The organism is Halomarina salina (genome assembly GCF_023074835.1).
Lineage (GTDB): Archaea > Halobacteriota > Halobacteria > Halobacteriales > Haloarculaceae > Halomarina > Halomarina salina.
On record NZ_JALLGW010000001.1, the window covers coordinates 1,490,994 to 1,511,204 of the forward strand.

Here is a 20,211-nt window from a genome sequence, read left to right on the forward strand (position 1 = left end):
GATGAATAACGACGATTCAGAGGCCACAGAAGGTTCGATAGAGCCTGCTGAGGAGGCCCTCCCACCAGAGAAACTCAACTATCCCGAATTCGTCTTCGAAGAAGGGGAAATCGATGCCGACGGCGGGTTCGACCTCACACAGGGGATGAAGAGAGAGGAGATGGTCTCGTGGCTTCGTGACCTCGCGGACGGGCTAGAGAGCCACGACGTCGCCGTCGAGTCGCCGGATGGTCACGTGACGTTTGGCGTCGGGACCGGCGACGTCAGGATGCAGTTCGACCCCGACGAGAACCATCGCGGGACGCTTTCTGTCGAGTTCGGACTGAAGGCCAAAGCGATGTTCGTATCGGACGACCCAACGAGCCGAAAAACCGGTGCGCGTGGGAAGACGGGGTTCATTCCACTGTCGATGCTCACAGACGACAAGCCACCCGAGTCCTACAGATGTTATAGTTGGATTCGGGACCCGACAGACCCGTAGTCGGTTCACGCAGACTAGTCGACTCCTTTGAGAATGGGATCCCGAAGAACATCGCCAACAGGGCGTAGGTGAGCGACGAGAGATGAGAGTCCGACTGTCGGTGCTAACCACCCTACTGGAGCGATCCCATCGATCAACGTCGTCGTGATTCTTTCCCCGACTGTAATATTGCATTCTTTGAAGTAATGGGATGCAGAATTTATTCCATCTCTAATACTTTCCCTCCAGAGGCTCTGTGTGGTGAGGACATCATCGCCTTATCAGGGAGGCCGATCTCACCTACCTCCCCGAGTTAGAGGAAGTCGTTGACGTTGAGGCCGCCACTCTCGCCGTGGCCGCCGTCGCCGCCCTCGTCGGGGTTGGCCTCCTCGTAGGGTTGGAGGAGGACGAACCCGTCGGGGGTGGCGAACTCCAGCTGGAACGTCTCACCCGACGAGCGCCCGAGGAAGCTCTTGACGTTCAGGTCGTGGTTCGCACTCGGGGAGACGTTCGCACTCCAGGCGACCGTCGCGTTCGGGTCGGTCCGGACCGGCGTCGGCACGACGAGCGGTTCGCCGTGGGTCGTGATGGCGATGTGGCCCGGTCCGCTGAGGTAGACGTTGAACAGTCCACCGGAGGACGCACCAGCGATGGAGTTCAGCATCTTGATCTCCCAGCCCACGGTGTCTTCGAACGCGAGGACGTCGTTCCCGTTCACGCTGATCTCGTCGTCGGCGTCGAGGGAGAGAATCTGGACCTCCTTGCCCTGGTCGGCGAGATAGAGGTGCCCGGCTCCCGACGCCTGCATCATCACGCCGCCTTCGCCCGTCACCTTTCGCTTGAGCATGCCAGTGAGGCCGCTGCTGGCGGACTTGCGTTCGAAGGCGATGTCGCCGGTGTAGCCGATCATCGACCCCGCCTTGCACATGACGCTCCCGTCCAGGTCGACGTCGAGGAGCTTCGAACTCTCCAGTTCGAACGTTTCGACGGTCTCGCGGGGTTCGTGCGACGCCACGAACTCGTCGAGGTTCATTCGCACCCCTCCACGTCGGCGACCGAACTCGCCCGCGGCTCTGTCCGGGCCCTGCCCGGTGTCGACTCGGCCGCTCGTCCTGTGGGTGCAGTTCCGTCCGTTACGGCCATCGAGAGTGTCGCGTGTCTCATAGTTCACTCCGCCGCTCCCGTGACTACCCACCGGTCGGAGCGGACCGCTCCCCCGATCGACTGTCACGTAGGGCGGATAGTGACAGGGGAGGGGGAGACCAATTATAGTCGACTATCGACCCGTGTTCACGCCGTGAACAGCGTGTTCGACCGGTCGCCGACCTCCTCCTCGAAGCCGTGGAGTCGCCCACCGCCGCACTATCGAGCGCTCACGCTCCCACCGCGCTCGCCGACTCGATAACCGAACTGGAGTGGCCTGATTGCCGACTGTCATCTGTCGAACCCCGACGTGTCACCCCCCTCGATGGTACCCCGGTCTGCCCGGAGATGACAACTTTAGAAGTTTCTTCCCAGTATTCTCCTGGTTTATGACTGGGGCGTCGGAGGACTCTCGCGACTACAGAGAGAAGAGTGCAGGTGAAGTCGGCGGTGCAGCCGGCCGTTCGTGGAACGTATCGAATGCACGAGGGGCGCACAGTCCATAAATTCACGATATGAGACAGTTAAAATCGAAACGAGACGTTCGACAGTATATACGCTCTTCTATTTCCGACTTGACCATCGGAAGTTCGAATTCGTCCTAAAAGATTCACTTCCGGATTCGGTGGTGCGTACTGCCGACGCTCGTCTCGAACCGCACCGGCGAGCAACTGCTCGTTGAAGCCGACGAACGGGTCGTCGATTGGCTGCTGAACACGTTCCGACACCTCTCAGACAGTACTCTACCCCTGGAGCCAATCGTGGCCATCGGTGCCAAGAGTGCGAATGCCGCTACCGCGACGACCCGGCCGCCCGACTCCATCCATGACGCGATCGCCGATAGCGACCGACTCATCTCGCTCTGCGAAGCAAGCGAGCAACTATTTATGAACACAAAGCCTGGGTACTGTCGATTCGGAGGCCGGGGAGGACCACCACGCCTCAGTTCTGAGCGTCTCCGACGTGGGGAGTCGTCACCCAGGGACATCGCTGAGTGGTGAATACCTCACCGTGATTCGAACCGCTGAGACAGAAGAACGAAGCAGCGGTCGATTGGAGGTACCGACTGGGTGGCAGTGCTCAGCGACACGTTCCACGCCCCCGAGGATTCCCCCCGGCGAGAGGCGGTGAACGACGCCTCCAGTATCCCGACCGGTGCAGCGGTGCCGTGGGGGTCACGCGTCGGTGCGCCGAGCGGGTCACTGCGCGAGGTATCCCCCATCGACGACGAACGACTGGCCGGTGACGAAGCGGGCGTAATCCGACGCCAGGAACGTCGTCATCGCACCGATATCCGCTGGGGTGCCCAGATAGGGGAGTGGCGTCTGCGACTCGAACGCTTCCCGGCGCTGTTCGTCGGCGAGCGCGTCTCGGGTCAGTTCCGTTTCTACCACGCCTGGGCAGACTGCGTTGACCTGAATCGGCACGTCGGCGTAGTCGAGCGCGAGCGACCGCGTCAACGATACGACGCCGCCCTTCGACGCGACGTACGCCGGCTTCCGGCGCTGGGCGACGAACGCGAGTTGCGACGCCACGTTGACGATGCGCGGCGCAGGACTCTCCTTCAGATACTCGACGGCGTGGTGTGCACCGTTGTAGACCCCCGTCAGGTTGGTGTCGAGTACCGCCTGCCACTCCTCGGGGTCGGTCTCCACCACCGACCCCTCGTGGGAGATGCCGGCGTTGTTGACGAGCACGTCGAGACCGCCGTAGGTGTCGACGGTCGTCTCGACGAGTTCGGCGACGTCGTCGCCGTCCGCGACGTCCGTCTCGACGAACTCCGCGTCTCCTCCCTCGGCGCTGATGCGCTCGACGGTCGTCCGGTCGGCGTCGGTCGGGGGGTCGCGCGTGACGTCGGCGACGACGACCCGAGCGTTCGATTCGGCGAGCGTCGTCGCGATGCCGCGACCGATGCCCGCGCTTCCACCAGTGACGATAGCTGTCCGGTCGGAGAGATCGATGTGCATCCTCGACGGTACCAGCGCGGCGAGCGGTCGAAAGCTTTGGGAGGCTCGTCGGTCTGCGGTCTGCAGCCGTGGGAGTCGTGAGGAGTCACAGCAGCGGTGACGAACCGCGGGGGCCGAGCCACGGAGTCCGGCGCTCGCGCTTATCCCTGCAACTTGGCGCGCGTGTAGGGTTTCAGTCCGCCCTGTTCGACGATGGACTGGAGGAACTCCGGCAGTGACTCCGCCTCGTACTCCTCGTCCCGCGTGTGATTGACGATGGTCCCGGTCGCGAGCTCCATGTGGATGTCGTCGCCGTCCCGGATGCGTCCTGCCTCCGGGCTGATGAGGACCGGGAGGCCGAGATTGATCGCGTTCCGGAAGAAGATGCGGGCGAACGACTCCGCGACCACTCCCGCGACACCGGCCCCGACGAGCGAGAGCGGGGCCTGTTCGCGCGACGACCCGCTGCCGAAGTTCTCGCCACCGACGACGAACGCTCCTGGTTGTACCTCCCGGGAGAACGCCGGACGGAGGTCCTCGAAGGTGTGCTCGGCTAGCTCTCCGGCCTCGCTGGAGACGATGAACCGCGACGGGATGATCTGGTCGGTGTCGATGTCGTCGCCGAACACCCACGCACGGGCGGGCTTCGACGGGTCCTGTGCATCGTCGGTCATGGCCGAGCCCCCTGGGCGAGTGCCACGTCGTCGAACCGCTTCGTCTCGACACGGCGCGGGTCTGTAATCTCACCGTACAGTGCCGAGGCGCCGACCGTCGCCGGACTGGCCAGATACACCTCGGAGTCCATCGACCCCTCGCGACCGGGGAAGTTGCGGTTCGCGGTCGCGAGACAGACGTCGCCGTCCCCGAGGACGCCCTGGTGGTAGCCCGCGCAGGGTCCACACCCGGCGCTCTGGACGACCGCACCGGCGTCGACGAATGTCGTCAGGACCCCCGTTTCGAGCATCTTCTGGTAGACGGCGCCCGACGCGGGGACGACGACCATCCGCACGTCCGGTGGGAGTTCTTCGCCCTCGATGATGTCGGCGACGACCTGCATGTCCTCGAATCGGCCGTTCGTGCAGGTTCCGACGAACAGCTGGTCGACCGCCGTCCCCTCGACCTCGCCGATGTCGACGGCGTTCTCCGGGTTCGACGGGACCGACACCTGCGGGGCGATCTCCTCCGCACGATAGCGGTGGACGGCCTCGTACTCGGCGTCCGAATCCGAGTGCAACGCGGGGTCCTCGACGTCGATGTCCGGTGGACTGCCGGTCTCGGCTTCGAGGTATCGCGCGGTCCGCTCGTCGGGTTCGACGATGCCGGCCTTGCCGCCCATCTCGATGGCCATGTTCGTCAGGACGAACCGCTCGTGAATCGGGAGGTCCTCGATAGTGCTCCCGCCGTACTCGGCCGCCATGTACGTACAGCCCGCGAACCCGACGTCGCCGATGAACTTCAGGATGAGGTCCTTGGCGTAGACGGCGTCCGGGAGGTCACCCTCGACCTCGAAGCGCTTCGTCTCGGGGACGCGAAACCAGAGTTCGCCGGTCGCCAGCGCCGTCCCGAGGTCTGTCGACCCGACGCCGGTCCCGAACGCGCCCAACCCGCCGTAGGACGTCGAGTGGGAGTCGGCACCGATGACGAGGTCGCCCGGTCCGACGTGGCCCTCCTCGACGAGGACCTGGTGGCAGATGCCGTCGCCGACGTCGTACTGGTGGGCACCGTGTTCGGCGGCGAACTCCCGGAGCGCGTTGTGGTTGTTCGCCGCCTGGACCCCGTCGGCGGGGGCGTGATGGTCTATCGTGAACACCGTCTGCTCGGGCGCGAACAGCGACCCCTCGCCGTCGGTCACCTCGTCGAACGTTCGAAACGCTAGCGGTCCCGTGATGTCGTGGGCCATCGCCACGTCGATGTCCGCCTCGACGTAGTCGCCAGCACGAACGTCACGCCCGGACTTCTCCGAGAGCTGTTTTTCCGCGAAGGTCTTCCCAGTCATGGTCGAATCGTAGCCGTGTTCCGGCCGGCCAACGGGCGAGATAGTGTGTGGGGAGTCATCAATCGTTCGCCTCCTCGACTGTCTCCAGCACGCGCTCCACGGTACCGCCCATGAGCACGTGACTCGTCGCGCCCAGCCCGAGTGCCTCGCTGACGTGGTGAGCGACCGCCTCGACCCGGTCGGGGTCGGCGCTCGTCTCGATACCCATCGCCGTGAGCATCTGGACGAGGTCCTCGGTCGGCGTGTTGCCGACTCCCGCCATCCCCTCTGGAAGCACGACCCCTCCACCGAGGCCACAGACCGAACTGTCGAACCGGTCGACCCCGGCCTGCATCGCAGCGAGCGTGTTGGCGAGGCTCATCCCGTTCGTGTCGTGGAGGTGCAGTCCGTACGTCGTGTCCGGCCAGCGCTCCATGATCGTCGAGAACAGGTCGGTGACCTGAACGGGGTTGGCCAGTCCCATCGTGGTCGCCAGCGTCACCTCGTCGACGCCTGCCTCGACCGCCCGTTCGACGACCCGTTCGGTCGCTGCGGGGTCGATGCGGCCCTCGTACGGGCAGTAGAAACTCGTGCCGATGCCGGCCTCGACGGTCACGTCGGTCCCGTCGGCGAGGTCGACGATAGCGTCTACCTCCTCCAGGATGTCGTCGACCGTCATGTTCTGGTTCTTCCGACTGTAGCTCTCGCTGACCGTGATGAGCGCGTTCACCTTGTCGACGTCCGCGTCGAGCGCCCGTTCCATGCCGACCGCGTTGGGCACGAGCGCCCGGTAGGTCGTGTCTGGGTTCCGGTCGATACGTGCGGCCACCTCGTCGGCGTCCCGGAGCGTCGGGACGGCGTCGGGGTGTGTGAACGAGGTTATCTCGATCTCGTCGACGCCGGTCGAGGAGAGGCGGTCGATGATGTCGACTTTCTCGTCGGTCGGGACGAACTCGTCGAGCCGCTGGAACCCGTCGCGCGGGAGCATCTCGACGAGCGTGACGTCCTCCGGGAGGTCGAGCGCCACTCAGATCACCTCCTCGTCGACGAGGTCGGCGATAGTCGCGTCGTCGTACCCCAGGAGCCCGCCGTAGACGGGTTCGTTGTGTTCGCCCAGGCTCGGGCCCAGGTGCCGAACCTCACCCGGCGTCTCGCTGAACTTCGGGAAGGCGTTCTGCACCGTCGCGTCGCCGAGTTCGTCGTCGTCGACGGTGACGAGGGCGTCTCGGGCGCGGTACTGTTCGTCCTCGAAGATGTCCTCGACGTTGTAGATGGGGGCGATGGTGGCGTCCGCGTCGTTGAACGCCTCCAGCACCTCCTCGCGCGTGTGGTCGTCCATCCACTCCTGGATGATACGGTCGAGTTCGTCCACGTTGTCGAGACGAGCCTCGTTGTCGGCGAACCGCTCGTCGTCTTTCAGGTCCGGTCGGTCGATGGCGTCGAACACCCGCATCGCGGTCGGTTGGGCGCTCGCCGAGATGGCGACGTACCGGTCGTCGCCCGTCGGGTAGACGTTCCGCGGTGCCGACGACGTCGAGCGGTTACCGGACCGCTCCTCGACCGTATCCAGCTGGTCGTAGCGCAGGGGCTGTGGACCGAGCAGCGAGAAGATGGGCTCGGTGAGGCTCGTGTCGATGTACTGACCGCCGCCGTCGTGGACCTCGCGGTGGTACAGCGCGAACATGATGGCGAACGTCGAGAACAGGGCGGCGACGCCGTCGGCGAGCCCCGTCGGCGGCAGCAGGGGCTCCCGGTCGGGGTAGCCGTTGAGATACGCGAACCCGCTCATCGCCTCCGCGAGCGTCCCGAACCCGGGCCGCTCCGCATAGGGGCCGGTCTGTCCGAACCCCGAGAGCCGGCACATGACGAGGTCCGGATTCAGCTCCGAGAGGCGCTCGTAGCCGAGGTTCCACCGTTCGAGCGTTCCGGGCCGGAAGTTCTCGACGAGGACGTCAGCCTCCGAGACGAGGTCCTCGAAGACGACCTGTCCCGCCTCGACGCCGAGGTTCAGCGTGACCGAGCGCTTGTTCCGGCCCAGGTACTTCCACCAGAGACCGGTCCCGTCCTTCTGGGGGCCGAACTGGCGCAGGTGGTCTCCCGTCGCTGGATGTTCGACCTTGATGACGGTCGCACCGAAATCGGCGAGGAATCGGCCGACCGTCCCCGCGGAGATCATCGTCCCCGCTTCGACGACCGTCAGGCCTTCGAGCGGTCCGTGCGCTGCATCTTCGTCCATCGTCGTCTCGATTCCGTTCATACGGTACTCCTCCTCGCGTCGTGGCAGGCTACTCGCGGAGCGGCTCCGGCGGCAGCAGACTGCGTGTGTGATGTGATGTGGTGCATCGGTTGGCGTCGTCGTCTTCGATCGGTCGACGGGGTCCGTGCTGTTGTCGCTCAGATGGGGCGGTCGATGTGCGTTCCGTGGCCGGCGTCGCCGACGATCTCACCGTGCTCGTAGGCCACCTGGCCCTTCACGACGGTGTGGGTCGGCCACCCCGTCACCTCCCGGCCGTCGTACGGGGAGTAATCGGCGGCACTCTTCAGTAGTTCGGGCGTCACCTCCCTTTTCTCGTCGAGGTCGACGACGGCGAGGTCGGCGTCGCTGCCCACCCTGACGGTGCCTTTCTTCGGATAGAGGTTGAACGCCTTCGCCGTGTTGGTCGACGTCACCTCGACGGCACGCTCCAGCGAGATGCGGCCCTCGTTGACGCCCTCCGAGAGTATCAGTGGGAGCATCGTCGCCGTACTCGGGAATCCGGGGAGGCTGTCGGGGACGTCCTGGCCGATCTTCTCCTCGGCCATGTTACAGCAGTGGTCCGTACCGATGCAGGAGATGGTCCCGTCGGCGACCCGCTCCCAGAGCGTCTCGCGGTCTTCCGCGGAGCGGACCGGTGGGTTGACGTTGTGACGTTCGTCGGCTTCCTCGCTCGTGAGCGTCAGGTAATGCGTGCAGGTCTCGCCGGTGAGCCCCCAGCCGGCGTCCTTGAGCGTCGCGAGTTCGTCCGCGGTCTGGCCGGAGGAGACGTGGACGGCGTAGAAGTTCTCGCCGTAGTCGTGCTGGCGGGCCAGCGCCGCCCCGGAGATCATGCTCTGGGCCTCGGCGTACCCCGGGAACTGCTCGACGAGGGCGTCGTAGTCGCGGTACTCCTGGTCGTCATCCAGCTCCGTCTCGAGGTACGGGTTGTCGCCGAGCGAGTTCGTTATCTCGACGTTCTCGGAGTGGTAGCCCAGCGTCGTCGGGACGTCCTGGTCGGCGAGCGCCTGGATGAACGCGTCACCGAAGTCGTCGCGCATCTCGCAGTCGACGCCGAACTTCTCGGCGGCGCTGTACTTGTAGTTCATGTACCACTTGAACGTGGTGATGCCCAGCTCGTCGACGATGTAGGGGATCTCCTCGACGTGCTCGAACGACAGCAGTCCCAGCGAGAAGAAGTAGTCGTGGTAGTAGTTGGGTTCGGCCTGCTCGAAGTACTCACCCATTATCTCCTCGTACGACCCCGGTCGCCGGAAGTAATTCCCGATGGTGGTCACGCCACCGACGAGGTCCGACTGGGATTCGCTCTCGGCGTCCTCCGCCAGCGTGCGGTAGATGCCGTGGTGCGTGTGTGGGTCGATGGCTCCTGGGAGGACGTGCTTGCCGTCCGCGTCGATCTCGCGGTCGCCCTCGACGCTCCCCGGACTGGCGATTGCGCTGATGAGACCGTCCGTCGCCGCGACGTCCGCCTCGAACGTCCCGTGTTCCGGCGTGACGACGGTACCGTTCCTGACGACGAGGTCGTGGGTCATGGTTCCTCCAGTGTCTCGACGTACTCGCGGACCTCCTCGGTCTCCAGGACCTCGGCGTACTTCATCCACATGTCGAGGAGGCCGATCTTGTGCGACGCCTCGATACGGTCGAAGAGACACTCCTGGGGTAGAACGACGCCGTACCCGTGCTGGGTGGCGTCGACGACCGTCGCCCGGACGCACCCGCTGGTCGAGTTCCCGACGACGATGAGCGAGTCGTGCTCCCCCTCGGTCAACAGGTCGTCCAGCTCGGTGTCGAAGAAGACGCTCGCGTACGTCTTGTCGATGACCGTCTCGCCCTCCTCGGGCGCGACGGGGTCGACGATGTCGAGGTCGGGGTGGTCCGGGTCGTCGTAACTCGACGGCACGACCCGACTGTACACGACCCGGAGTCCCTCGTCGCGCGCGAAGTCGAGGAACGGGTCGATGTGGTCGATGGCGTCCCAGGCGATCTCCCCCATCGCCGTCCGGTACTCCTCGACTGCATCGAGGATCGGGACGTCGTCGCCGACGATGAGTCGCTGCATGTCGATGACCAGTACCAGCGGGTTCTCACCGAGCCCTCGTGACTCCCACGAGGACGCTCCCTCCTTGTCGTACCCGGCCGCCGTGATGACGGCCTCGTCCCGCTCGGAGAGCAGGTCCTCCCAGATTCGCTCTGTCATTGTCTCACACACGGCTGCGGTGCCCACTGGCATAAATTTTCGTCACTCCTGCCGCGATGGGTCGGGTTCTCGTGGTCGAGTGCGGCCGACCCACTACGGCGACCTCGACCCCCTGCTCCGCTATCCGGACCGCTCCGGCGCGAAGGTCTCCAGGGTACGCTCGACCCACTCGTCGTCGGTCCCGGACGGCGTCCGGACGATAGGCAGGTCGACGCCCAGTGCACGAAGCTCTTCCAGTTCGTCGCGCGCGGTCGTCGGCGTTCCGACGAGGCCGACGACATCGAGAAACGACTCGGAGAGTTGGCCCGCGGCGGCTTCGGTCGTCTCTGCCTCGCGGGCGGCCTCGACCTCGTCGCCGAACCCGGCCTCCTCGGCGACGCGGGCGTAGTATCCGGGGATGTCGCGGAGGTAGTACGCCACGTGGTTCGCGGCGGCCTCGTAGGCGACGGTCGGGTCGTCGTGGACCGCCGTGAGGACGTACATGGCCACGTCGATATCAGCCGGGTCGCGGTCGGCGCGGCTCGCCCCCTCGGCGAGCCACCCCGTCGCCTCCTCGAACCGCGACGGTGGGTAGAGGTTCGGCAGCCACCCGTCGGCCACCTCGCCCGTCAGTCTGACGTTGCCCGGCCCGAGCGCCCCGTTGTAGATGGGAATCGACGACCGCTCGGGTTCGAACGCCTCCCAGAAGCTGGTCCGGTCCGGGCTGTAGAACTCTCCCTCGAACCCCTCGGCCTCGCCTCGGAGGTATCGCCGGACGAGTTCGACGTACTCGTGGAGTCGTGCGAGCGGTCGGTCGAACTCGACGCCGTGGAACGTCTCGACGACTCCCGGGTGAGCGACGCCGAGGCCGAGGATGGCACGGCCACCCGAATGCTCGTCGAGCGTCGCCGCCGCGGCCGCCAGCGCGGCCGGCGTCCGGGAGAACACGTTGACGATACCCGTCGCCAGACCGATCTCGTCCGTGTGGACCGCCCACCGCTCCAGTTTACCGAACGCTGTCTTCCCCTGCCCCTCGGCCGCCCAGACGGAGTCGTACCCCAACTCCTCCGCGCGAACGACCTGCTCCGGGTCGTCGCGGAGCGCGAACAACACCCCCGTTCGCTTCCGGTCGCTCGTCACGCCAGTCCCCGGATGCTCACTCGGTACGCCCATCGTTCACTCATCAGCGGTCTCGTCTCGACCATGTCATGGAGTTGCACGCCTCGGCGTGGTAAAGCTGTCGCGCCGCCCGGCCACTCGCGAGTGAACCACTCCGACGGTCGCTCTCGACGGTCTCGCTCCTCCTCGTCCCGCCAGTCGAACCTCCGAACGTCGTCGCTCGGTCACCCCGTCGAGTGAACGCCGCCGTCGACGACCAGCGACTCCCCCGTGACGTAGCTCGCCAGGTCGCTCGCGAGGTACAGCGCCGCGTCGGCGACATCCTCTGGCCGACCGAACGCGTCGAGCGGAACGCGTTCTCTGAAGGCCTCCCCCGCTGCCGTGTCGATGACCTCGCTGTCCTCACGAGTCATCGCCGTCTCGATGACGCCGGGGTGGATGACGTTCGCCCGGACGCCACTCGGGCCGAGTCCGTCGGCCAGTGCGTACGTCATGAGCCGAATCGCTCCCTTCGACGCCGAGTAGGCGACGTAGTCACCGACCCCGTACAGCCCCGCCGTCGACGAGAGGTTCACGATGCTTCCCTGCCCCTGCTCGACCAGCCGTCGCGCGGCGGCCTGCGACCCGAAGTACGTCCCCTTCACGTTCGTCTCGAACACGCGGTCGAACTCCGCCTCCTCGGCCGTCAGGAACGACTCGGCGTGGAAGACGCCGGCGTTGTTCACCATGACGTCTATCTCGCCGAACGCGTCGGCCGCTGCGACCGCCCGTTCGAGCGCCGCCGGGTCACGCACGTCGCACTCGACGAACGTCGCCCGGCGGTCGGTCTCCTCGCGGATGTACTCGTGTGTGGGGCGACCCGTCTCTCGTGGCTGCTCGCGCAGGTCTGCGACGACGACGTCTGCGCCCTGTTCGGCGAACCGTGTGGCGATAGCCCGACCGATTCCACTCGTGGCACCGGTGACGACCGCGGTCTGGCCGTCGAGTAGGTGGTCCATGCGACCACGTCGCAGTGTGATGGGTTGACCGTTTCGCCCCGCGACCGTCCGGAGTGCCGTGTGCGAGGGCGTACCAACGCTTAAGTTGGTACCTCACATCTGCCGTGTCAATGGCACCGCTTCTGGAGACCACCGACCTGGAGAAGACGTTCGGCGCTCTCGTCGCGAACGACGGCATCTCACTCACCGTCGACGCGGGCGAGGTCCGGGGAATCATCGGACCGAACGGCAGCGGAAAGTCGACGTTCTTCAACACGGTCACGGGCTTCTACACCGCCGACGGGGGGACGGTCACGTTCGATGGCGAGGACATCACTGGCTGTTCGTCTCACGAGATCGCACGCAAGGGACTGGCACGGACGTTTCAGATCGTCTCGCCGTTCGAGAACCTGACCGTCCGGCAGAACCTGCTGGCGGTCCACTCGAAGGGGGTGCGAGTCAGCGAGGACAAACGCGAGCGGGCGGACGAGATTCTGGAGTTCCTCGACATCGCTCACCTCGCAGACGACGAGGCCAGCGAGATGAGCGGCGGGCAGCAGAAGCTCCTCGAACTCGCCCGCCTCCTCATGCTCGACCCGAAGTGCATCATGCTCGACGAGCCGACAGCGGGCGTCAACCCCGCCCTCCAGGACCGCATCCTCGACCGACTCATCGCGATGAACGACCGCGGGACGACCTTCGTCATCGTCGAGCACGACATGGACCTCATTCGAGCGTTCGCGGACACGGTGACGGTGTTCGACCAGGGCAGAATCATCGCGGAGGGGACGTTCGACGAAGTGACCGCGGAGTCGCGAGTCCGCGACGCGTATCTGGGCGTCGAGAGCGACCTGAAGGAGGTGCTCGGATGAGCACCGACTCCGACCCGACGACCGACGCCGAGGACCGCCCGACGACCGGGACGAGCGACCAACTCGTCGTCGAGAACGTCGTCACCGGGTACGGCAATCACGAGATCATCCACGACGTCTCCGCGAAGAGTCACGAGGGGGTGACCTGCATCTTCGGACCGAACGGCTCGGGCAAGTCGACGCTCATCAAGGCGATGGGCGGCAAGCTACCGCTGTGGAGCGGACGCAAGCGCATGGGCGACCGGGACCTGACGGACGCGAACGCGAGCGACATGGTCGACGCCGGCGTCATCACCGTCCCGCAGGACGGCGGGCTGTTTCCGTCGATGACCGTCCGAGAGAACCTCCTCATGGGTGGGCACTCCGTCGACGACGACGACCTCGTCAGCCGTCGGATGGATGAGGCCTACGAGGCGTTCCCTATCCTCGAGGAGAAGACGGCTGCGAAGGCCACCTCGCTCTCGGGCGGGCAGCAGATGATGCTGAGCTTCGCCCGAGCGATGGTGTCCGGAGCCGACGTGTTCCTGCTCGACGAACCGTCGGCAGGACTCGCGCCGACGCTCGTCGACGACGTGATGGAACAGGTCCGTACCCTCGTCGACAGGGGCGTTCAGGTCGTCCTCGTCGAGCAGAACGTCAAGACGGCCCTCCGCGTCGCCGACCACGTCTACATCCTCGCCCAGGGGCGCACCCAGTTCGACGGGCCACCCGCCGACCTGGCCGAGGAGGACGAACTCATCGAACTGTACCTCGGCATCAAGTAACTCCCTCATTCCTCTGTACCGTCGCTCTGAACGAGGTGTAGCGATCCTCCTCGGCTATCCTAACTCTCCGTCACCGGATCGAAGCAGTTCGAAGAGCGTCGTCGAATCCGCAGGACCCTCTCGGGTCGCGGCCCACAGGTCGTTGGCGGAGTCGGTGCCCAGCACGGGACCGACGAGGTCGGTGAACTTCTCGCGGACGACGCTCTCCTCGTACGGCCGTTCGGCACCGCCGGCGGCGTGAACGACCTTCTCCGAACGCGTCGAGCCATCGGTCGTCGTCACGGTGACTCGTGCGGAGCGCTGGTCGGGAAGCCGGTCACGCATCTCGTCGGTGGCGACGACCTCGACGCGGTCGGCGAGTGCCAGCGTCGGTTCGTCGATGGCGTCGGCGACGAACGCCGGCTTTCCCGAGGTGCCGTGGACGAGGCGCGTCGCGACGGCGAACGGCACCGAGAACTTCGCCTGGAGCGCACTGCTGGGTCGGGTCTCGGTGAGCGCGGCCGCCGCGGGGTAGGTCTCGACGCGGACGCCATCGACGGTAGCCGGATCGAGTCCGCTCTCCAGCAGCGCGTCGACCGCGTCGATAGTCGGGTGGGTGTACCGACAGGCGGCGTGTCGTTTGAAGTACCCCTGCGTCACCTCCCACCGCTCACCGAGGTCGGCCCCGAGCGCGTCGCGGTCGACCGTCCCCTCGACCGCGAGGTCGAGGTGTCTCGCGATGCCGTCGTCGACCCCCGAGAACCCGGCAGCCGCGAGGTCGGCGGCCAGGAGCCCCGAGAGGTTCGCTCCCCCGGCGAACGCCTGCCGAACGGTCGCCCCTTCCGTGGCTGCGGCCATCAACGTGTGCTGGGCGTCCTTCGCGGCGATTCGAGCCGCCTGCTCGACGGTCGCGGCGTCGTACCCGCGATTCACCGCGACGCCGACCGCCGCGCCGACCGGGCCCCAGACGCCGTGCGGGTGGTAGCCCTCCGCCAGTGGCTGACAGGCTCGACCGGCCCGGGCGGCCGCCTCGTACCCGGCAACGAACGAGACGAGGAGGTCGTCACCGGACCCGTCGTCGACCTCCCAGTCGGCGAGCAGCGCCGGTAGGACGTGAATCGCGGGGTGGCCGGCGGCGTACTTGTGCCCCTCGTCCAGTTCGAGCACCGTCCCCGACGCGCCGCCAGCGAACGCGGCGAGATAGCGCGACGTCGTCGCGTCGTGTCCGACGACCGTCGCCGACCCCGGTGTCCGCTCGCAGGCACCGTCGACGAACCCCCGAACGTCGGGGTCGGTCGAGCCGCCGACCATCGCTGCGACGGTGTCCGCAACCACCAGTCGGGCGTGCGAACGGACTGGTTCCAGAACGTCGTCGAACGAGAGAGTGGCCGCGAAGGTCGCCAGTTCCGTCTCGGCGCTCATGCGTCGCCCTCTGTCGTGGTCGAATCGGCGTCACCCGCGACCGACTCGGCCACGAACTCGCCGACCAGGTGTCCCTCGGTGAGCGCCGTCATGAGGTCCATCCCTGGGATGTAGACGTTGGGGTCACCGCCTTCGAGGCTCTCGGCGGCGTTGCCGCCGGCGTAGAGGTTCTCGACGACCGATCCGTCGTCGCGAACGACTCGCATCCGCTCGTCGACGACGATACCCTGTCTCGCCTTGACGTACATCGGCTGTATCTTCGCCGTGTAGAACGGCGGCGTGAGTTCGTGAGGGTAGGCACGCCCGTACGGGACGTCGGCCGCGTCGTCGGTCGCCCGGTTGACGGTCGCGATGGTGGAGCCGAGCCGGTCGCCGTCGAGACCGTAGCGGGCTGCGACCTCCGCGACGGTGTCGGCCACGTCGAAGCAGTCCTCGTCCAGCAGGAAGGAGAACTGGTGGTTCGTGAGCGGTTCGTCGAGGAACAGGTCGACGATGGACCCGTCGAGGACGATGTAGCCCGTCGCGTCGGGCTGGTCGAGGAGGTGCATGTCCATGACCCGGTAGGGGACGTTCCCGCAGTCCATGAACCGCTCGGCGTCGTCGTTCACGATGATAGCGCCGGCCTTGACGAGTTCGTTCGGGAGGTAGACGCCTTCGGGGACGGTGAACGGACCGTGCATGTCGTACAGCGGTTCGTCGAGTCGCAGCCCGAGTTCCTCCGCGATTCGAAGCGCGTCGCCGGTGTTCTCACGGGTGCCCCAGTAGTCGAGCCCGGCGATCTCCGGGACGCGCTCGGCGATGAGTTCCGGGTTGGCCGCGAACCCGTCGCAGGCCAGGAGGACGTGGTCGGCGCGAATCATGTGGGTGGTCTGGCGGCGCGGGACGGCGGTCGGGTTCTCCTTGGAGGCGACGCCGATGACCGCGCCAGTCGTCTCGTCGCGGAGCAGCTGGTCACAGGGGAACTCGGTCCGGACGTCGACGCCGCGTTCCACTGCCGCCTCGTGGAGGGCGTCGGTGACGGGTTTTCCGGCCCGCGGGATGACGCCGTCGTCGCGGACGGGGTAGTGCGTCCGGTGGACCCGGTGGCCGGCCATCTCGAACCGGCCGGTGTGGAGGGTGAGGTCGGCTCCGATCTCCTCCCGTAGCCAGTCGAGCGTCCGACCGGAGTTCCCGGCGACCGTCGTCACGAGCGTCCGATCGAGCGTGTACTGGTCGGCGGACGACTCCGTCTGCTGGGCGAGGAGGTCGTCGTAGAACGCCTCGGCCGAGTCGTCGATGCCGCGTTCTCGCTGGAGCGACGAGTCGACACCGCAGATCTGACCGGTCGCCACTCTGGCTTTGCCGCCGATGCGGTCGGCCTTCTCGAGGAGTACCACGTCGGCGTGGACGGCCGCTGTCGCCGCTGCCGCGAGGCCACACCCGCCCCCACCGACGACGGCGAACTCCGTCGCCGCTTCCCAGTCGACCAGTTCCGGGTCGACGTCTCGAACGAACATACGTGCACCTTGTGACACGCTCGCATAAGCGTTAGTGGAACCGAAGCTCCGCAGCCATCCCAAACCAAGATTTATGTGGTCTCCGCAGAGAGGTATGGGACAGAAGTCCATGTCAAGGGATAGCAAATATAGCAGTACCAGCAGGCGACAGTACATCGCAGCCCTCGGCGCCGCGGGGCTCGCCGGGTTAGCAGGGTGTGCGAGCGGAGAGGACGCCACTACCACGGAAGGGGGGAACGGTGGCGGTGGCGGTGGTGGCGGCGGTGGCGGCAACGGCACTGGCACTACCACCGGCACGACCGGCGGGAGCGCCGAGGAGGTCGTCATCGGTGCCAACGAACCGCTCTCGGGGAGTCTGTCGCGAGCCGGGTCCGCGATGGCGCGCGGAGCCGAACTCGCGACGATTCACGTCAATCAGGGCGGCGTCGTGCCCGGGTTCGACGAGGGGGGAATCCCGAGTCTCGACGGGGCGACGCTCGCGCTCGAACGAGGCGACAACGAGGGGACACAGGAGCTGGGCGGTGAGGTCGAACAGCAGCTCATCGACGCCGGAGCGGTCGCCATCACGGGCTGTTACTCCTCGCCGGTGACGCTGTCGGCGGCCCAGATCGCCGAACGCGAGCAGGTCCCGCACGTCATCGACGTCTCGGTCGCCAACCGTATCCTCCAGGACCGACAGCTCGAATACGGCTTCCGCGTCTCCCCGAACGCAGACCGTTTCGCCCAGAACTACGCGACGTTCATGCCGGAGATGGCACGGGCGAACGGGGCGACGATGGACACGGCCGGGCTGGTCTACCTCGACAACGCGTTCGGGCAGTCCATCGCCGAGACGCTCCAGGCCCAGCTTCCGGAGAACGACGTGGAGGTCCTGTTCGCCGACGCGTACGCGTTCGACCAGGGCAACCTCTCCACCGAGGCGACGAAGGCGAAGCAGAACGACCCCGACGCCCTCGTCTTCACGGGCTACGGCAACGGTGGCATCAAGATGATGAACGGCCTGCAGAACGTCGACTACCGCCCGTCGCTCCTGACCGGCTGTTCGACCCCGACGTTCACGTCCGAGCAGGTCATCTCGGAGATCGGTTCGTTCGTCGACGGCGGCTTCGGCAACAACTACGACTTCGATCACAACCTCGACTGGACGGAGACGATCTTCACCGACTACGAGTCGGAGTTCGGTGACCCGCTCAACGTGATCCACACCTCGATGAGCTACACGGCGGTCATCGTGATCGCCAACGCCATCGAACAGGCCGGGTCGACCGACCCGACGGCGATTCGGGACGCGCTCAGCCAGGTCACCGTCGAACAGCACCCGGCTGCCATGGGACCGGTCACCTTCCGCGACGACGGCGAGAACGAGAACAGTCTGGCACCCATGCTCCAGGTTCAGGAGGGGGAGGCAGACGTCGTCTACCCCGAAGAGTACGCACAGTCGAGTCCGCAGTTCTGAGCCGCTGTCGACCGTTGAGCAACTATTAAATAGCCCTTCCCCCATCGTAGAGCTATGTTACGCATTGTCTTACAGAGCGACTTCCTTGGACCGATCCAGGACTTTCTGAGCGACGTGGCTGCGCTCGACCCGCTGATACTCCAGCTGGCGGTCTTCGGTCTCCTGCTGGGGGGTATCTACGCGCTGGCCGCACTGGGTCTCACGATGATCTTCGGCGTGATGGATATCGTCAACTTCGCACACGGGTCGTTTCTCGTTCTGGGGATGTTCTCCTCGTGGTGGGTCGCGACGACGTTCGGTATCTCTCCGTTCATCACCATCGGGGTCAGTGCGCTCTTCTTGCTCCTGGTCGGGGTGGTCGCGAGCGTACTGACCATCGAACCGATAATCGAGGAACCCGCGGAGAACCAGTTCATCGTCACGCTGGGTATCTCGTTCATCATCGTCGCACTGCTCGAGATGCAGTTCGGCGCCCAGTCGCGGTCACTGGGGCTCCAGTTGGGCTCCTACCAGTTTCTCGGTGCGCTCATCCCGAAGGCCCAGCTGTACGCGCTCATCATCGCGGTCGGCGCGATCGCCGCGTGCTGGGGGTTCCTCTACTACACGAAACTCGGGCGGGCCCTCCGAGCGACGGCCGACAATCGCGATGCCGCCTGGTACATGGGCGTCGACGTCCCCCGTGTCGACCACCTCACGTTCGGTCTCGGTGCTGCGCTCGCAGGACTCGGCGGCGGCGCTATCGTGCTGTTCTCGCCGTTCGACCCGTTCGCGGGTGAGAGCTACCTCGTGACGGCGTTCGTCATCGTCATCCTCGGCGGTCTCGGGTCGTTTCCCGGCGCGCTCGTCGGGGGTATCATCATCGGCTTCATCGAGGTGTTCGGCAGCTATTACCTCCCGGGGACGGTGTACCAGGTCGTGATATTCGGACTGTTCGTCGTGTTGCTCTACCTCAAACCGACCGGGCTGTTCGGTGAGGAGGAGGTCGAACGATGAGTTCCGAGCAGTCGTCGCTCGGGAGTATCCGGACGGTCTACGACCGGGTCGACGGCTGGCGCTACGGCTCGGTCCTGAAGCTACTCGTCGTGTTCGGTATCCTCGCGGCGTTGCCGCCGCTGCTCGACGTCTACGTGTTCGGCATCGGCCTGGGGTCGTTCATCAGCACCAACATCCTCATCGTGACCCTGGTGTACGCGACGGCCGGCCAGGCGTGGAACATCATGTCGGGCTACACCGGCTACTTCTCGTTCGGACACGCGGCGTTCTTCGGCGTGGGGGCGTACGCGACGAGCAAGCTGAGTGTCACGTTCGGCATCAGCCCCTGGGTCGGCCTCCTCGTCGGGGGAGTCGTCGCCGCGCTGGTCGGCCTCCTCGTCGGGTATCTGAACTTCCGCTACGGGTTGCGGGGTCACTACTTCGCGCTGGCGACGTTCGCCATCGCGTTGCTCCTGCAGGTCGTCGTCCGAAACATGGGTGAACTCGGCGGGGCCGTCGGTATCTACCGGCCGTTCCCGAGCGACTACGGTGCGGAGTTCGGTCTCATCGCGATGCAGTTCCGGGATGCCACGTCCTACTACTACGTCATCTTCGGATTCCTGGTGGTGGTGACCGTCGCCGCCTGGCTGATCAAGCGCTCGCAGTACGGGCTCTACCTGTTCGCGATTCGCGAGAACGAGGAGGCGGCAGCGAGTCTCGGCATCTCACCGTTCCGCTACAAGATGTTCGCCATCGGTACCTCTGCGTTCTTCACCGCGTGGGCTGGCGCGTTCTGGAGTATGTACGTCGAGATCATCCGCCCGTCGACCGTCTTCGGCATCAATCGGAACGTCCAGATCCTCCTCCCGTCGGTCGTCGGTGGCATCGGGAGCGTCGGCGGGACGATTCTCGGCGCGTTCGTCGTCTTCCCACTCGGCGAGGCGCTGCGTCTCTCCTTCCCGGACACGCCAGGCCTCGACACGGTGGTCTACGGCGGTGCACTGGTGCTCATCGCACTGTTACTGCCGAACGGCCTCGTCTCCCTCGGCGGGGTGTTCGGCCGGGACAGCTCCGACGACGAGGACGGGGACAGCGCGACGAACGACGAACGGGCTCCATCCGACGACTGAGCGAGTCGGTGTCGTGTCGCGGCCATCTGCCTCTTCGTGGTACCGCCGTCCGACGACCACTACGAGACCG

Annotated in this window: 18 protein-coding genes; 6 read left to right on the forward strand and 12 right to left on the reverse strand. The window is 65.9% G+C overall.

Annotation, left to right across the window (positions count from 1 at the left end):
* Position 1: 1 nt before the first annotated feature.
* Positions 2-481 carry a hypothetical protein gene (locus MX571_RS07540; RefSeq protein ID WP_247415111.1) on the forward strand — a complete coding sequence of 160 codons (480 nt, stop codon included), beginning with the start codon at positions 2-4 and terminating at the stop codon, positions 479-481.
* A gap of 292 nt (positions 482-773) precedes the next feature.
* Here MX571_RS07540 and MX571_RS07545 read toward each other — a convergent pair whose 3' ends face one another.
* From MX571_RS07545 to MX571_RS07590, 10 genes are all read right to left on the reverse strand, one after another.
* A complete protein-coding gene (locus tag MX571_RS07545; RefSeq protein ID WP_247415112.1) occupies positions 774-1,493 on the reverse strand; it encodes an AIM24 family protein in 720 nt (239 codons plus the stop codon).
* A gap of 1,309 nt (positions 1,494-2,802) precedes the next feature.
* A complete protein-coding gene (locus MX571_RS07550; RefSeq protein ID WP_247415113.1) occupies positions 2,803-3,570 on the reverse strand; it encodes an SDR family NAD(P)-dependent oxidoreductase in 768 nt (255 codons plus the stop codon).
* A gap of 140 nt (positions 3,571-3,710) precedes the next feature.
* Entirely contained in the window at positions 3,711-4,223 is a 513-nt protein-coding gene (locus MX571_RS07555; RefSeq protein ID WP_247415115.1) for a LeuD/DmdB family oxidoreductase small subunit, read from the reverse strand.
* Entirely contained in the window at positions 4,220-5,545 is a 1,326-nt protein-coding gene (locus MX571_RS07560; RefSeq protein ID WP_247415118.1) for a 3-isopropylmalate dehydratase large subunit, read from the reverse strand. Before MX571_RS07560 ends, MX571_RS07555 begins: the two co-directional genes overlap by 4 nt.
* Before the next feature lie 58 nt (positions 5,546-5,603).
* Positions 5,604-6,551 (reverse strand): hydroxymethylglutaryl-CoA lyase, encoded by a 948-nt coding sequence (locus MX571_RS07565; RefSeq protein ID WP_247415120.1) that lies wholly within the window; start codon positions 6,549-6,551, stop codon positions 5,604-5,606.
* Positions 6,552-7,781, reverse strand: coding sequence for a CaiB/BaiF CoA transferase family protein (locus MX571_RS07570; RefSeq protein WP_247415122.1), 1,230 nt, complete (start codon positions 7,779-7,781; stop codon positions 6,552-6,554).
* Between the two features lie 137 nt (positions 7,782-7,918).
* Positions 7,919-9,310, reverse strand: a complete 1,392-nt coding sequence (locus MX571_RS07575; protein WP_247415124.1) for a dihydroorotase — start codon at positions 9,308-9,310, stop codon at positions 7,919-7,921.
* A complete protein-coding gene (locus MX571_RS07580) occupies positions 9,307-9,975 on the reverse strand; it encodes an isochorismatase family protein (protein ID WP_247415126.1) in 669 nt (222 codons plus the stop codon). The genes MX571_RS07575 and MX571_RS07580 overlap by 4 nt, the downstream gene beginning before the upstream one ends.
* A gap of 120 nt (positions 9,976-10,095) precedes the next feature.
* The gene (locus tag MX571_RS07585; RefSeq protein ID WP_247415129.1) at positions 10,096-11,127 is read right to left on the reverse strand and encodes an LLM class flavin-dependent oxidoreductase; all 1,032 of its coding nucleotides are present in this window, start codon (positions 11,125-11,127) and stop codon (positions 10,096-10,098) included.
* Between the two features lie 170 nt (positions 11,128-11,297).
* Positions 11,298-12,071, reverse strand: coding sequence for an SDR family oxidoreductase (locus tag MX571_RS07590; RefSeq protein ID WP_247415131.1), 774 nt, complete (start codon positions 12,069-12,071; stop codon positions 11,298-11,300).
* A gap of 110 nt (positions 12,072-12,181) precedes the next feature.
* Between MX571_RS07590 and MX571_RS07595 the strand changes: the two genes are divergently transcribed.
* Together MX571_RS07595 and MX571_RS07600 are read left to right on the forward strand one after the other, a co-directional pair.
* Positions 12,182-12,922: an ABC transporter ATP-binding protein gene (locus MX571_RS07595; RefSeq protein WP_247415133.1), complete on the forward strand. Its 741-nt coding sequence runs from the start codon at positions 12,182-12,184 to the stop codon at positions 12,920-12,922.
* Complete coding sequence (locus MX571_RS07600; RefSeq protein WP_247415135.1) at positions 12,919-13,686, forward strand: ABC transporter ATP-binding protein; 768 nt, start codon at positions 12,919-12,921, stop codon at positions 13,684-13,686. Before MX571_RS07595 ends, MX571_RS07600 begins: the two co-directional genes overlap by 4 nt.
* Positions 13,687-13,740: 54 nt before the next feature.
* Here the strand turns inward: MX571_RS07600 and MX571_RS07605 are convergent, their stop codons facing one another.
* Both MX571_RS07605 and MX571_RS07610 read right to left on the reverse strand, forming a co-directional pair.
* A complete protein-coding gene (locus tag MX571_RS07605) occupies positions 13,741-15,087 on the reverse strand; it encodes an MmgE/PrpD family protein (protein ID WP_247415137.1) in 1,347 nt (448 codons plus the stop codon).
* A complete protein-coding gene (locus tag MX571_RS07610) occupies positions 15,084-16,583 on the reverse strand; it encodes an FAD-dependent oxidoreductase (RefSeq protein ID WP_247415140.1) in 1,500 nt (499 codons plus the stop codon). The genes MX571_RS07605 and MX571_RS07610 overlap by 4 nt, the downstream gene beginning before the upstream one ends.
* A 109-nt stretch (positions 16,584-16,692) precedes the next feature.
* Between MX571_RS07610 and MX571_RS07615 the strand changes: the two genes are divergently transcribed.
* The 3 genes from MX571_RS07615 to MX571_RS07625 are packed head-to-tail and all read left to right on the forward strand — an operon-like array spanning position 16,693 to position 20,141.
* Positions 16,693-18,039: an ABC transporter substrate-binding protein gene (locus MX571_RS07615; protein WP_247415141.1), complete on the forward strand. Its 1,347-nt coding sequence runs from the start codon at positions 16,693-16,695 to the stop codon at positions 18,037-18,039.
* A 54-nt stretch (positions 18,040-18,093) separates the two neighbouring features.
* Positions 18,094-19,032, forward strand: coding sequence for a branched-chain amino acid ABC transporter permease (locus MX571_RS07620; protein ID WP_247415143.1), 939 nt, complete (start codon positions 18,094-18,096; stop codon positions 19,030-19,032).
* On the forward strand, positions 19,029-20,141 hold the full coding sequence (locus MX571_RS07625) for a branched-chain amino acid ABC transporter permease (protein ID WP_247415145.1): 1,113 nt from the start codon (positions 19,029-19,031) through the stop codon (positions 20,139-20,141). The genes MX571_RS07620 and MX571_RS07625 overlap by 4 nt, the downstream gene beginning before the upstream one ends.
* Positions 20,142-20,211: the final 70 nt, after the last annotated feature.

Coding starts and splice junctions, on each gene's coding strand:
- MX571_RS07555 (WP_247415115.1), bottom strand. CDS start 4,223: ATGACCGACGATGCACAGGACCCGTCGAAGCCCGCCCGTGCGTGGGTG.
- MX571_RS07550 (WP_247415113.1), bottom strand. CDS start 3,570: ATGCACATCGATCTCTCCGACCGGACAGCTATCGTCACTGGTGGAAGC.
- MX571_RS07545 (WP_247415112.1), bottom strand. CDS start 1,493: ATGAACCTCGACGAGTTCGTGGCGTCGCACGAACCCCGCGAGACCGTC.
- MX571_RS07575 (WP_247415124.1), bottom strand. CDS start 9,310: ATGACCCACGACCTCGTCGTCAGGAACGGTACCGTCGTCACGCCGGAA.
- MX571_RS07580 (WP_247415126.1), bottom strand. CDS start 9,975: ATGACAGAGCGAATCTGGGAGGACCTGCTCTCCGAGCGGGACGAGGCC.
- MX571_RS07610 (WP_247415140.1), bottom strand. CDS start 16,583: ATGTTCGTTCGAGACGTCGACCCGGAACTGGTCGACTGGGAAGCGGCG.
- MX571_RS07625 (WP_247415145.1), top strand. CDS start 19,029: ATGAGTTCCGAGCAGTCGTCGCTCGGGAGTATCCGGACGGTCTACGAC.
- MX571_RS07620 (WP_247415143.1), top strand. CDS start 18,094: ATGTTACGCATTGTCTTACAGAGCGACTTCCTTGGACCGATCCAGGAC.
- MX571_RS07600 (WP_247415135.1), top strand. CDS start 12,919: ATGAGCACCGACTCCGACCCGACGACCGACGCCGAGGACCGCCCGACG.
- MX571_RS07540 (WP_247415111.1), top strand. CDS start 2: ATGAATAACGACGATTCAGAGGCCACAGAAGGTTCGATAGAGCCTGCT.
- MX571_RS07570 (WP_247415122.1), bottom strand. CDS start 7,781: ATGAACGGAATCGAGACGACGATGGACGAAGATGCAGCGCACGGACCG.
- MX571_RS07595 (WP_247415133.1), top strand. CDS start 12,182: ATGGCACCGCTTCTGGAGACCACCGACCTGGAGAAGACGTTCGGCGCT.
- MX571_RS07615 (WP_247415141.1), top strand. CDS start 16,693: ATGTCAAGGGATAGCAAATATAGCAGTACCAGCAGGCGACAGTACATC.
- MX571_RS07560 (WP_247415118.1), bottom strand. CDS start 5,545: ATGACTGGGAAGACCTTCGCGGAAAAACAGCTCTCGGAGAAGTCCGGG.
- MX571_RS07585 (WP_247415129.1), bottom strand. CDS start 11,127: ATGGGCGTACCGAGTGAGCATCCGGGGACTGGCGTGACGAGCGACCGG.
- MX571_RS07605 (WP_247415137.1), bottom strand. CDS start 15,087: ATGAGCGCCGAGACGGAACTGGCGACCTTCGCGGCCACTCTCTCGTTC.
- MX571_RS07590 (WP_247415131.1), bottom strand. CDS start 12,071: ATGGACCACCTACTCGACGGCCAGACCGCGGTCGTCACCGGTGCCACG.